16 protein-coding genes and 1 riboswitch are annotated in these 12,959 nt (G+C 41.6%); of the genes, 14 read left to right on the forward strand and 2 right to left on the reverse strand.

Annotated elements, in window-relative coordinates; all coding sequences use genetic code 11:
* The first annotated feature begins 14 nt into the window (after positions 1-14).
* From spoVAC to lysA, 6 genes are all read left to right on the forward strand, one after another.
* A complete protein-coding gene (gene spoVAC, locus ACTJJQ_RS05830; RefSeq protein ID WP_019743094.1) occupies positions 15-467 on the forward strand; it encodes a stage V sporulation protein AC in 453 nt (150 codons plus the stop codon).
* Positions 468-479: 12 nt separating this feature from the next.
* Positions 480-1,496 carry a stage V sporulation protein AD gene (spoVAD, locus tag ACTJJQ_RS05835; protein ID WP_024718928.1) on the forward strand — a complete coding sequence of 339 codons (1,017 nt, stop codon included), beginning with the start codon at positions 480-482 and terminating at the stop codon, positions 1,494-1,496.
* Positions 1,496-1,846 carry a stage V sporulation protein AE gene (spoVAE, locus tag ACTJJQ_RS05840; RefSeq protein WP_007501045.1) on the forward strand — a complete coding sequence of 117 codons (351 nt, stop codon included), beginning with the start codon at positions 1,496-1,498 and terminating at the stop codon, positions 1,844-1,846. The genes spoVAD and spoVAE overlap by 1 nt, the downstream gene beginning before the upstream one ends.
* 6 nt (positions 1,847-1,852) lie before the next feature.
* A complete protein-coding gene (locus ACTJJQ_RS05845; protein WP_035702864.1) occupies positions 1,853-2,461 on the forward strand; it encodes a stage V sporulation protein AE in 609 nt (202 codons plus the stop codon).
* Positions 2,415-3,887 carry a spore germination protein gene (locus ACTJJQ_RS05850; RefSeq protein WP_007501043.1) on the forward strand — a complete coding sequence of 491 codons (1,473 nt, stop codon included), beginning with the start codon at positions 2,415-2,417 and terminating at the stop codon, positions 3,885-3,887. Before ACTJJQ_RS05845 ends, ACTJJQ_RS05850 begins: the two co-directional genes overlap by 47 nt.
* Positions 3,888-4,002: 115 nt before the next feature.
* Positions 4,003-5,328 (forward strand): diaminopimelate decarboxylase, encoded by a 1,326-nt coding sequence (gene lysA / locus ACTJJQ_RS05855; RefSeq protein WP_440600068.1) that lies wholly within the window; start codon positions 4,003-4,005, stop codon positions 5,326-5,328.
* 40 nt (positions 5,329-5,368) lie between these two features.
* Here lysA and ACTJJQ_RS05860 read toward each other — a convergent pair whose 3' ends face one another.
* On the reverse strand, positions 5,369-6,253 hold the full coding sequence (locus ACTJJQ_RS05860; protein ID WP_008344446.1) for a DUF1002 domain-containing protein: 885 nt from the start codon (positions 6,251-6,253) through the stop codon (positions 5,369-5,371).
* Positions 6,254-6,574: 321 nt separating this feature from the next.
* On the opposite strand from ACTJJQ_RS05860, the gene ACTJJQ_RS05865 reads away from it, so the two are divergent.
* The gene (locus ACTJJQ_RS05865) at positions 6,575-7,012 is read left to right on the forward strand and encodes a peptidylprolyl isomerase (RefSeq protein ID WP_007501040.1); all 438 of its coding nucleotides are present in this window, start codon (positions 6,575-6,577) and stop codon (positions 7,010-7,012) included.
* A 30-nt stretch (positions 7,013-7,042) separates the two neighbouring features.
* Here ACTJJQ_RS05865 and ACTJJQ_RS05870 read toward each other — a convergent pair whose 3' ends face one another.
* Positions 7,043-8,305, reverse strand: coding sequence for an MFS transporter (locus ACTJJQ_RS05870; RefSeq protein WP_440600069.1), 1,263 nt, complete (start codon positions 8,303-8,305; stop codon positions 7,043-7,045).
* Positions 8,306-8,555: 250 nt separating this feature from the next.
* Here ACTJJQ_RS05870 and ACTJJQ_RS05875 point away from each other — a divergent pair, with 250 nt between their 5' ends.
* The 7 genes from ACTJJQ_RS05875 to ACTJJQ_RS05905 all read left to right on the forward strand — a co-directional run bounded on the left by ACTJJQ_RS05875 (position 8,556) and on the right by ACTJJQ_RS05905 (position 12,905).
* Positions 8,556-9,137, forward strand: a complete 582-nt coding sequence (locus tag ACTJJQ_RS05875) for a TetR/AcrR family transcriptional regulator (protein ID WP_242730628.1) — start codon at positions 8,556-8,558, stop codon at positions 9,135-9,137.
* 200 nt (positions 9,138-9,337) lie between these two features.
* Positions 9,338-9,574, forward strand: a complete 237-nt coding sequence (locus tag ACTJJQ_RS05880; RefSeq protein ID WP_017359788.1) for a DUF2164 domain-containing protein — start codon at positions 9,338-9,340, stop codon at positions 9,572-9,574.
* A gap of 234 nt (positions 9,575-9,808) precedes the next feature.
* On the forward strand, positions 9,809-10,153 hold the full coding sequence (locus ACTJJQ_RS05885) for a hypothetical protein (RefSeq protein WP_008344451.1): 345 nt from the start codon (positions 9,809-9,811) through the stop codon (positions 10,151-10,153).
* 114 nt (positions 10,154-10,267) lie between these two features.
* Positions 10,268-10,409: riboswitch (FMN riboswitch) on the forward strand.
* A gap of 252 nt (positions 10,410-10,661) precedes the next feature.
* Complete coding sequence (gene ribE, locus ACTJJQ_RS05890) at positions 10,662-11,312, forward strand: riboflavin synthase (RefSeq protein ID WP_026050106.1); 651 nt, start codon at positions 10,662-10,664, stop codon at positions 11,310-11,312.
* 11 nt (positions 11,313-11,323) lie between these two features.
* Positions 11,324-11,947, forward strand: a complete 624-nt coding sequence (gene ribB / locus ACTJJQ_RS05895) for a 3,4-dihydroxy-2-butanone-4-phosphate synthase (RefSeq protein ID WP_017359786.1) — start codon at positions 11,324-11,326, stop codon at positions 11,945-11,947.
* Between the two features lie 26 nt (positions 11,948-11,973).
* Entirely contained in the window at positions 11,974-12,438 is a 465-nt protein-coding gene (ribH, locus tag ACTJJQ_RS05900; RefSeq protein ID WP_007501031.1) for a 6,7-dimethyl-8-ribityllumazine synthase, read from the forward strand.
* Between the two features lie 113 nt (positions 12,439-12,551).
* Positions 12,552-12,905, forward strand: coding sequence for a GNAT family N-acetyltransferase (locus tag ACTJJQ_RS05905; protein ID WP_017359785.1), 354 nt, complete (start codon positions 12,552-12,554; stop codon positions 12,903-12,905).
* Positions 12,906-12,959 lie beyond the last annotated feature (54 nt).

Genomic DNA, 12,959 nt, shown 5'->3' on the forward strand with positions numbered 1-12,959 from the left:
GGAGGGAACAACACGTGTCAAGTTTAAAAGAGAACTATCCATCTAAAGTGAAAACGTATCAGCCGAAACCTCCTTATGTACTGAACTGCATCAAGGCTTTTCTTGTCGGCGGTTTGATTTGTGCGATAGGCGAGGGATTGCAAAATTTCTATATTACTTTTTTTGATTTTAATGAGAAGACAGCAGGGAATCCAACGGTGGCGACCCTTATTTTAATTTCTGCTATTTTAACTGGTATTGGTATTTACGATAAAATCGGCCAGTTTGCTGGAGCGGGATCAGCTGTCCCGGTGACAGGATTTGCAAATAGCATGACAAGTGCGGCTCTTGAGCATAAAAGTGAAGGGCTTGTGTTAGGTGTAGCGACCAACATGTTTAAACTGGCTGGGAACGTCATTGTGTTTGGTGTCGTCTCGGCATATGTCGTAGGGATTATTCGATACGTCTTGGAAAAGATGTTTTCGTAGGAGGAATAAAACGTGAAACTAACAGGTAAGCAATCTTGGGTATTTGAACACAAGCTTTATGTGAATGCGGAAGGAACAGCTGCAGGACCGAAAGAAAAAGAAGGCCCAATCGGTCATCTCATTGATAAAACCTATGATGAAATGCACTGTTATCAAAAGAACTGGGAAATGGCTGAAAGGCAGCTCATGGATGATGCCATATCAATGGCCTTATCAAAAGCGAATTTGCAAAAAAGTGATATTGACCTTCTGCTGGCAGGAGATTTACTGAACCAAAACGTGACTGCCAACTATGTGGCAAGAGAACTCAAAATCCCGTTTCTTTGTTTATTTGGTGCCTGCTCCACATCGATGGAATCAGTCGCCATTGCCTCAGCGTTAATAGATGGTGGCTTTGCCAATAGAGCACTTGCTGCGACAAGCAGTCACAATGCGACGGCAGAGCGGCAATTTCGTAATCCAACAGAATATGGCGGGCAAAAACCCGATACAGCCACAAGTACAGTGACAGGGAGCGGTGCTGTCGTCATCAGCCAAGAACCTTCCCAAATTCAAATTACAAGTGCCACCGTCGGACGCGTGATGGATCTTGGGATTACAGATCCATTCGATATGGGATCAGCTATGGCACCTGCAGCGGCAGACACAATCAAACAACATTTAGAAGACTTAGGAAGAACAGTAGATGATTATGATCTCATCCTAACAGGAGATCTATCTGGAATTGGATCGCCTATTTTAAAGGATCTTCTGAAAGAAGATGGCATTCAGCTTGGACGGAAGCATGATGATTGCGGATTAATCATATACACACCTGATCAAAATGTATTCGCTGGAGGCAGCGGCTGTGCCTGCTCAGCTGTCGTGACATTCAGTCACATCTTTCAAGAAATGAAAGCAGGGAATTTACAAAGAGTATTAGTTGTAGCAACCGGGGCGCTTCTCAGCCCAATGATGGTTCAGCAAAAAGAGACCATTCCAACCATTGCGCACGGAGTTGTATTTGAGCGTGCAGGAGGAGAAAGCTAATGGATTATTTGATTGCTTTTGTTGCAGGCGGACTGATTTGCGTGATCGGCCAGCTTTTACTTGATGTACTGAAACTCACACCGGCACATGTCATGACGACCTTTGTTGTGGCGGGGACGATTTTAGACGGGTTTGGTATTTATGATAAATTTATTGAATTTGCAGGAGCGGGTGCTACCGTCCCTATCGTAAGCTTTGGTCATAGCTTGCTTCATGGGGCGATGCATCAGGCTGATGTCCACGGATTTATTGGAATCGGAATTGGGATTTTTGAGTTAACCTCTGCTGGAATATCAGCTGCAATTTTATTTTCATTTATCATTGCACTTATCTTTAAACCGAAAGGATAACCTAATATGGGGCAAAGACGCAAAGTCATTTTAGTGACAGATGGAGATATATATGCTGCCAAAACGATTGAGCTTGTCGCAAAGAAAGTCGGCGGAAGATGTATTTCCAGCTCAAAAGGGAATCCGAGCAAACGAACAGGACCAGAACTGGTCCAGATGATTTTAAAAACGCCGTATGACCCAGTGTTTGTCATGTTTGATGATTCTGGCCTAACAGGTGAAGGAACAGGGGAGACGGCGATGAAGCACGTAGCACGTCACCCTGAAATTGAAGTGATTGGCGCCATTGCGGTGGCATCTAAAACCCATCAAGCGGAATGGACAAAGGTACATGTCTCCATTGACCGGGAAGGTGAACTGACAGAATACGGCGTTGACAAACATGGACTTCCAGAAATGGAACCACACAAAATGAGTGGAGATACAGTGTATTGTCTCGATTCACTACAGCTTCCGATTGTTGTCGGCATTGGAGATATTGGCAAGATGGGACGGAAAGATGATCTAAGCAAAGGGTCCCCCATCACAATGAAGGCAGTCGAATTAATTTTAGAAAGGAGCGGTTTCCATGAAGAAAGACAAGGTACACGTGTACCGAGATCCGAAGAAAAATGAAGATTTTTTCAAAGACAATGTCGGGATGGGTCTCAGCTTTGACCTTGGCGTTCGGAAAATTTATGTCCATGATCAGGAAATCCAGCTTTACTATGTAAATGGATTATGTGATACACAATATGTGATCTATTTATTAAAAGAACTGATTGAAATCAATGACAACGAACCTGAATCAGATGATCTTGCACGTGTGGTAGAAAACCGTCTTGTCAATCAGCAAGTCTCAAAAGTTGAAACACTTGATGAAGCAGTGGATCAAGTGTTGTCTGGACTTGTGGCAGTCGTTGTCGAAGGTGAAAATTACGCATTTATTATTGACGTCAGGAGCTACCCTGGCAGAATGCCGGAGGAACCGGATACAGAAAAGGTTGTCAGAGGTGCAAGAGACGGCTTTGTTGAAAACATCATTGTGAACACAGCACTCATTCGCAGAAGAGTGCGGGATGAAAAACTGCGATACAAAATGCTTAAAGTAGGCGAGCGTTCTAAAGCAGACGTCTGTGTTTGTTATATTGAAGACATAGCTGACCCTGATCTTGTTGATATTATCGAAAAAGAAGTGTCTGGGATTAAAGTTGACGGACTGACGATGTCTGATAAAACAATAGAAGAATTTATCATTAAGCAAGGATATAATCCCTTCCCGCTTGTGCGATACACCGAGCGCCCAGATGTAGCCGCTAACCATATATTAGAAGGGCATGTCATCATCATTACGGATACATCCCCTAGTGTCATCATTACACCAACCACTATTTTTCATCACGTTCAACATGCTGAAGAATACCGCCAGGCGCCAGCGGTTGGGACTTTTTTAAGATGGGTGCGTTTTTTAGGCATCTTATGTTCTACTTTTCTTTTGCCGATCTGGTTTCTTTTTATTCTAGAACCGAATCTTCTGCCAGACAATCTAAGCTATATTGGATTTAACAAACCTTCTCATATCCCTGTCATTCTCCAAGTATTCCTTGCTGATTTTGGGGTGGAATTTTTACGAATGGCGGCGATTCATACGCCGACCGCCTTGTCGACTGCCATGGGTTTGATTGCAGCCGTTTTAATTGGACAAATTGCAATTGATGTCGGTTTATTTACACCAGAGGTCATATTATACGTCTCGCTAGCAGCCATCGGCACATTCACCACTCCAAGTTATGAACTGAGTGTCGCTAATAAAATCATCCGACTGATCATATTAGCACTAGTAGCGATCTTTAAGCTGAATGGACTGATCATCGGTTTTACGCTGTTACTTATTTATTTAACATCCATTCGTTCCTTACAGACGCCTTATATGTGGCCGTTTATTCCTTTTAATGGAAAGGCTTTGTGGCAAGTGCTCATTCGGACGTCTGTTCCTGGCTCAAAAGTAAGGCCGAGCATCGTTCACCCTCAGAACAGATCAAAAATTCCGCCAAATTCTTAACGCTCGTTGAAAGTGGCTGAAGATTGTGATATTGTATTTTTAACTTTGAGAAACGGCAAAAGGCAGCTTGTGCAGCTGTCTTTTTTCAGCCGAGGCGGAGAAAGAGGGAATGACATTGTATTTACACGGCACTTGCAGACAAAATGAACTCGGACATTTAGAAATTGGTGGTGTTGATGCCGTTTCTTTAGCTGAAACGTATGGGACACCACTTTATGTATATGATGTGGCTTTAATACGGGAGCGTGCAAAAAGCTTTCAGAAAGCATTTATTGAAGAAGAACTAAAGGCTCAGGTGGCATATGCGAGTAAGGCGTTTTCTTCTATTGCCATGTTCCAGCTGGCAAAAGAAGAAGGCTTATCACTTGATGTCGTTTCAGGCGGGGAGCTGCACACAGCCATTTGTGCCGGGTTTCCAGTAGAAAAAATTCATTTCCATGGTAACAACAAAAGCAGAGAAGAATTAAAGATGGCATTAGCGCATGGAATCGGCTGTATTGTTGTTGATAATTTCTATGAAATCAACCTCATTGAACAGCTTGGGCAAGAGCTATCAAAACAGGTGAATGTACTCCTCCGCATCACGCCGGGCGTTGAAGCACATACGCATGACTATATTACAACAGGTCAAGAAGATTCAAAATTCGGTTTTGATCTTCATAATGGACAAGCAGACGAAGCGGTCAAACAAGTACTTGAATCAGAAGTGATCGAGCTTTTAGGTGTTCATTGTCATATCGGCTCTCAAATCTTTGATACAGCTGGTTTTGTCCTTGCGGCAGATAAAATTTTCTTGAAGCTGGATGAATGGAGAGAATCATTTGGATTTATTTCCACAGTGCTGAACTTAGGCGGAGGCTTTGGCATCCGTTATACAGAAGAGGACGAACCACTTCCAGCAACTGAATACGTGGAGAAAATTATTCAAGCGGTGAAAGAAAATGTAGCCCGCTATGAGTTTGAGATGCCTGAAATTTGGATTGAGCCAGGCCGCTCACTTGTTGGAGATGCGGGAACCACTCTTTATACGATTGGTTCATCAAAACATGTACCTGGCATTCGCGATTATGTAGCCATTGACGGCGGAATGAGTGATAACATTCGACCTGCTTTATATCAAGCAAAATATGAAGCAGCAAGCGCCAATAAAATGAGTCAAACGCATGATCAAACTGTGTCCATTGCAGGGAAATGCTGCGAGAGTGGAGATATGCTCATTTGGGATATTGATCTGCCAGAGTTATCACAGGGAGACTTGTTAGCTGTCTTTTGTACAGGAGCTTATGGCTACAGCATGTCAAACAACTATAACCGCATCCCTCGCCCGGCTGTAGTATTTGTAGAAGATGGGGAAGCGCAGCTTGTCGTTGAGCGTGAGACATATGAGGACATTGTCAAATTGGATTTACCTTATCAATCAAAAGTGAAATCATCGACTTAAAAAAAGCTGCCTGATCATCAGGCAGCTTTTTCTATGACATTTATTTTCCACCAGTAAATACAGAAACGATCGCGTTCCAAATGGAGACAAAGAAATCCCAAATCTTCTGTAGAAGGTTTTTCCCTTCATCTGATTCTATGAATTTTGTAATCTTGTCTTTTGCTTTATCAATTTGAGATCCGACTTGTTTCCAATCGATATTGATATTTTTCATCTTATCAAAGAGAGAGACAAGTTGATCTTTTTGGTCTTGCGTTAGATTTAAGTTCAAATCAGAAGCGGCTTGATCTACTTTTTCTTCCACTTCTTTTGTTGTTTTAGGAACTCCATTTTTGGCAATGTCATCTTTGATTTTTGCAATCAGGGCAGAGGCATTGTCTTTTCCAATAGAGTCTCCCAGTTTAGATGTTGTTACAAGTTCTTCGTTTGCCACCTGTTTCACATCTTCAGGAATGGCTTTGTCGCTTGACACTTCATAGGCTTTTAATAGACCTGTCAGTGCTGCTGTACCAGATACTTCAAACGGCGCCGTCACGACAACCTTTGCATCTTTCACGCCTGCGGTCATTAAAGCATTTAAATACATCTCATCTGTAATGGTCTTAATGTTATGTGTATCCACGGTCAGACCCGTACCTGATTTTTCAATGGTGATGGATGAAGATGATAATGCTCTCGTCCCGATAGAAGAACGAGGGATATACTTTCCTAAATATTCGTGCTCTTCTTTATTGGTTACTTCAATTTTTGTCGCATTTTCAGGTGGATTCAACTCGTCAAGCACCTTCTGGCGATCAGCCGGTGTTAAGTCTTGCCCGAGTGTGACGATGACATCGCCGACAGCTGCATCCGCTAAGCTGACTTTTGGCGCACCAATCAGTAAAAGGAGCGCTGCCATCATACCAAGCATTGTTTTTTTAAACATGTTGACCTCCTTCAAGTCGAAAGCGTTTCTCGATGGTGAGAAACTCATCTTTTGAGTACATGATTTGAATCGTACTCCATCATATAGACGTAACAAATCAGTCTGACGTTTCAATTTTCTTTTAAAGATGTTTGAAACCTCCAATATGATGAAGTGATTTGCTCAGTCTGTGATCATTTCCTTAGGAGAAAAGGATCAAGCTCTTTTATTTTATCAATGATGGCAAAAGAGGTAAATCACATTCGACAAGCAGGGGATGTTTAACATCACCGAAAATGTGCTATAATGAGCGTTGTTTAACCTGAAAGGAGAATGTGAAAAATGGCGAAAAAAGGATACATACAATTAACGAATGGAAAGAAAATTGAGTTTGAACTTTACCCAGAGGCTGCTCCAGGTACAGTAGCAAACTTTGAAAAATTAGCGAATGAAGGCTTCTACGATGGATTGAAATTCCACCGCGTGATCCCAGGGTTCGTAAGCCAAGGTGGCGATCCAAACGGTAATGGAACTGGAGGACCTGGTTACACAATTAAATGTGAAACAGAAGGAAACCCTCATCAGCACGAGAGAGGTTCATTATCAATGGCACACGCTGGTAAAGACACTGGCGGCAGCCAATTCTTTATCGTACATGACCCACAGCCGCACTTAAACGGTGTTCACACTGTTTTTGGCAAAGTAACATCTGGTATCGAAGCTGTTCTTGATATGGAACAAGGACAAGGCATGGAAAAAGTCGAAGTGATCGATGCTTAATCCAAAACACCGCTTAATTGCGGTGTTTTTTTATTTTACATCTGATGTTCCTGTGATCTGTGCCGTGAAGCGGTAGGTGATCATCCAATATAAAAGGGCTAAGGCGCTGATAGAGGCTCCAAATAAACATACCCCATTCCAGCCAGCGTTTGCGTATATGTTAGTTGATACAATAGAACCGAGCGCACTGCCGAGGGAATAAAAAATCATATAAGCAGCAGTCAGCCGGCTTCTCGCCTCAGGCCGGACCATGAAAATCATACTTTGATTGGTCACATGAACGGCCTGCACAGATAGGTCAAGAATGACTATACCAACGATTAATAAAATGAGGGAATATTCAGTGAAAAAGATAAAACACCATGAAAAGAGTAATAGGACAAGGGCGATGCACGTTGTTAACTGTCCTAAGCCTCGATCAGCAAGGCTTCCAGCTCGAGCGGCACCTAATGCTCCGGTAACTCCAGCAATGCCAAATGCACCAATTGCCGTATGTGACAGATTGTATGGCGTAGTGCTGAGAGGCAGCACAAGTGAAGTCCACAGCGTGCCAAACACAACAAAGATCAGAAAACCCAGTACGCCACGAATAAGTAGAATTCGTTCTTGTCTGAACAATATAAACATTGAAGCGAGCAAGTTCACATAGGATATGGAGACTCTCTTGCTGTCAGCACGCGGAAGATACCGGTACAACACGCCAGTTATGATCAGCATCATCACGCCGGAAACGAGATAGACTGATCTCCAGCCGGCGAGATCGGTTAGTACACCAGCAAACGTTCGTGCGAGAAGAATACCAATCACAATTCCACTTTGAACCAAGCCCACTATGCGGCCACGTTCTTCAGGAGAGGCCCATGTCGCTGCGAATGCTACGAGTACCTGAGTGACTACAGCGAGCAGTCCCACCGCAGCTAGTCCTATGAACAGGACGGTGGCGGTAGGGGCGATACCGACTAGAATGAGAGATAACACGGATACTAGCATTTGAGCTACGATGAGCCGCCGTTGGTTGAACAGATCACCAAGTGGTACGATCAGTAGCAGTCCTAGCGCATAACAAAGCTGAGTAATCATAATGACCATACCAACGGATGAATAGCTGATACCAAACTCGGCTGCGAGGGAGTCTAATAATGGCTGTGCAAAGTATATGTTTGCAACTGCCATCCCTGAGGCTGTCGAAAACAGTAGAGCCATATTGCGAGTCATCGTTGATCGGGTGTTTATTTGTAAATGAGTCGTTTCTAGATCAGAATGTTCAACGGCATTCATTTTTTCTTTTTTCATGCATGTCATCCTCTCTTTTTGTACTAAATAGTATAATATACTGTTTGGTATAAAATGATTCCTGTTAAGGATAACCAGAGAAACGTTTTAAAGTCAAGATGATGTAGTGAAGATCTTGAGAGGGGCAGTCGGTTTGACAATGATACGTCAATAAAATAAAATGATAATATACCGATGAGTAAAAAATCCTTATAAGAAATAGATGATTGATTTAGTGAAGAGATTTTTATGATAGAAATGAGGGTTGATAATGGTTCGACAACGGGAATTTGATGAGGAAAAAGTGTTGGATGAGGCCTTGTTGCTTTTTTGGGAGAAGGGGTATAGAGCGACTACATTAAGCGACTTAACTGCAAAAATGGGAATACAGCGGCCAAGCTTATACTCAGCGTTCGGTGATAAAGAGGAATTGTTTGAAGCGGCATTACGCAAATATACAACTCAGCATGCTGCCCACATTCGAACAAAACTTCAAAACAATCTATCTGTAAAGGAAGCATTTCATATATTATTTGCTGAATTAGTAGAAGAGGAATATGGAAATGGGCCGAGTAAAGGGTGCTTCTGCATCAATACAATAGTCGAGCTTGCCCCCCACGAAGAGAAATTTGAAATTCTTACAAGAGAGCATCAGATGTATCTTTCGGTCATTTTTGAAGAAAAAATTGTACAAGGTATTCGCTCGGGTGAGCTCGAAAGCAGTCTGAATGCCAAAGCCTTAGCACAGGCGCTGGTTGTTTCTTTTATTGGACTTACAGTCCTCATGAAATCTCGCCCAGAGCGTTCATTTGTAGATCATTCTGTAGCGACGATACTATCCATATTGAAATAAATAGTCTATATAAAGAAAGCGTATTTTGATCCATTGATTAAAGCACGCTTTTTCTTTTAGGGTGTGATGGACACGTTTTTGTGATATGATAAGGGAACAAACATTCGTATTCGTGAGTGTCACCATATGTAGCTCTAAAAATAAGTGAAAGTGCACATCTAAAAAGCGTGTGATCATGCTGAAAGAAAGCAGGAGATACTTTGAAACCATTAACAAAAGAAGAAAAAAACCAGATGATGATTGCCATTCAGCGTTACTTTGCTGAAGAACGAGAAGAGGAGATTGGTGAATTAGCAGCCATCAATATATTAGAATTTATCACAAAACATCTTGGAAGCTACTATTATAATCAAGGGGTTCGTGACAGCCGAAATATCGCTGTTCAAAGATCTCAATTGTTAGAGGAAGATCTATTCGCATTAGAGAAAAGAATATAATCAAAAAGCTCGTTTTTCTTGTTCACCCTGCTAACAGATAAAGAGGAAAAAAGACCCCCTTAATAAAGAACGCATATTCGTATCATATGTAATGATGAAAAGGTGGAACCAAAAGTCCACTTGAATCGTTATATAAGTAACCATTAATGAAAATCAGCTTTTTTGGTTTTATTTCATCAAAAGAAGGAATAGAACATACAAATAGGCGAAGTGCAGATGATGGAGGTTCTAAATATGGGGAAAATCAAATTAAAAATCGCAATCTTATTTGTTTTACTGCTTTGTTTAGGCGCAGGTTATTTATACATGAATGGCATGAAAATTGAAGATGTGCCAACAGCCATTGGCGAAAGTTTAACGAATAATGATAAAGATTACACCATCTATGAATATACCATTACAAAAATTGATGGTGATGAGTATTACGGTCAAGCCAAAAATGGCACGAAAATCATTTTTAACGGAAAGAAATTTGAAGATGATGTGGCCGATCTGAAAAAAGGCGATCGTATTAAAGCATACTTTAGTAATGAAAAAAGAATAGACGGTCTTATAAAAGTAGTAAAAGTCGTCAATTAACAAGTCTCCTTTCCTATAGGGAGGCTTTTTTTTATGAACAGGTGATAAATCTTGATTGTTGCATTTGACCACAAGGATCGCTATAATAGCCCCTAAGGACAGCTAAATATCGATTGTATCCTTCGGGGCAGGGTGAAAATCCCGACCGACGGTAATAAAGCAAATGCTTTACAGCCCGTGACCCGTTAATTTATTAACGGTTGATTCAGTGAGAAGCTGAAGCCGACAGTGAAAGTCTGGATGGGAGAAGGATAACGAAAGCTATGTATGAACAAAAAATATGTGTTGATCATAGTTTTATTTCTAATGCAAAAAAACCACAGCCCCGGAATTTTTCCGGGGCTTTCTGTATGTCAATATAGTCATCGCATGCAGTGTTTATTAGGTGATCCCTCATTTACCTTGTATGGACCATAAAAAGCGACGAAGGTGTTCAATCGATCACATGTCCCAAACATCGCTTTTTCATAAAGTGAGAAATACAAAAGAAAGAGAAAGGGAGGATCACATGTTTACGGGGATTATTGAAGAAGTGGGTACAGTCCAGTCATTGAGCAAAAGATCCGCAGATGCCATGGAAATTATCATCAAGTGCAGTCGTGTACTAGAAGATGTTCACCTAGGCGATAGTATCGCCATCAATGGCGTTTGTCTCACTGTCACAAGCTTCACAAAAGAACAGTTTGCGGCAGATGTGATGCCTGAGACGGTCAAAGCGACATCACTTGATCAGCTTGCACCAGGTAGCCAAGTGAATTTAGAGCGAGCGATGTCATCAAATGGACGATTCGGCGGTCATTTTGTTTCAGGCCATGTTGATGGAACGGCTGTGATTACCCGTGTAGAAAAGAAGAGTAATGCCATTTACTATGATTTGAAAATGGACAAGACCCTCACAGATATGCTCACAAAAAAGGGATCGATCGCAATAGACGGCGTCAGCTTGACTATTTTCGATTTACGAGATGCTCATGTGACAGTTTCTATCATTCCACATACGCTTGAAGGAACTATTTTCCCGACTAAATCTATGGGGGATGTAGTAAATATTGAATGTGACATGATCGGTAAATACATTTATCGCTTTTTAACAAAAGAGCAAAACGAAAAGCAGCCATCACGATTAACCCCATCATTTTTAAAAGAGCACGGATTCTAGGAGGCGATTGTATGTATCATTCAGTTGATGAGGCAGTAAATGCCCTGAAACGAGGAGAAATCATTATCGTAGTAGATGATGAAGACAGAGAAAATGAAGGAGACTTTGTGGCACTTGCTGAGCATGCAACGCCGGAAGTCATTAACTTCATGGCTTTACATGGAAGAGGTCTTATTTGCACACCAGTTCATGCCTCGATTGCGAAACACTTGGATCTGCATCCCATGGTCGAGCGAAATACGGATGCACATCATACAGCATTTACAGTGAGCATCGACCATACGTCAACGACAACTGGTATAAGTGCTTTTGAGCGCTCAACGACCATTTTGGCCATGTTAAATAAAGAGTCAAAACCAGAAGATTTTGCCCGCCCAGGTCATGTTTTCCCTCTTATTGCGAAAGAGGGAGGCGTAGTAGAAAGACCAGGTCATACAGAAGCAGCCGTTGATCTTGCTAAACTTGCGGGTTCAGTGCCAGCGGGTGTCATATGTGAAATTATGAATGCAGATGGAACCATGGCCCGCGTACCCGAACTACAAAAAATTCAAAAAGAACACGATTTAAAGATGCTGACGATTGAAGCGTTGCAGGCATATATAAACAAGCAAACAACGACAATGAAAACAAAATAAAAATCACAAAAAAGGATGATGAACATATGAATACAATACAAGGGAATGTAGTAGCAGAAGGATTAAAGTTTGGAATCGTCGTCGCTAGATTTAATGATTTTATTACAAGCAAACTGCTAGATGGAGCAGAAGATACATTGCTCAGACACGGAGCAAACGGTGACGATATTGATGTCGTGTGGGTGCCGGGGGCTTTTGAAATTCCGTATATGGCAAAAAAACTAGCAGAAACAAAAAAATATGATGCAGTCATTACACTTGGAACCGTGATTCGCGGGGCAACATCACATTACGATTATGTTTGTAATGAAGCGGCTAAAGGAATCGCACAAAGTGCCATCTCAACAGGGGTGCCGATTATCTTTGGTGTACTGACAACAGAATCTATTGAACAAGCCATTGAAAGAGCCGGTACAAAGGCTGGAAATAAAGGCAGTGAATCGGCTGCAGCGGCTATTGAAATGGCCAACCTAAATCGAACGTTTCGTTAATTTGATGAAAAAGAGTTTAAAAACAACCTAAAAGTGTTTATAATGTGTGATGAGCAAGTGATTCATAAGACATTTGCTGGAAAATAGGATAATTTTAATATTGAGGGGTATATATGTTAATTCGTTACAAGAGGTCTTTTGAAAAAATTGCCATGGGACTCCTGTCCTTTATGCCGGGTGAGAAAGACGTCAAACAGCTTCAGCAGACGATAAAGTCGTATGAAATGGATGAAGATCGGCAGCTGTTCCTTTGGAAAGATGGTGAGGATATCGTCGGTGCGATTGGTGTGCTGAAAACAGACGACCAAGTACAAATCGAACATATTAGTGTCAATCCGTCCCATCGTGACCAAGGCATCGGCAAGGAAATGGTATTAGCCGTGGAAGAAGTATTCAAAACGAAAACACTCATTCCAAATGAATTAACGCAAGGCTTCTTTCATAAGTGTCACAATGAAACAAACTAAATATCACACATGTAAAAGCAGAGGTTATATGCCTCTGCTTTAGATTGTTGACAA

The organism is Bacillus sp. 22483, from assembly GCF_052044605.1.
GTDB classification, from domain to species: domain Bacteria; phylum Bacillota; class Bacilli; order Bacillales; family Bacillaceae; genus Bacillus; species Bacillus altitudinis.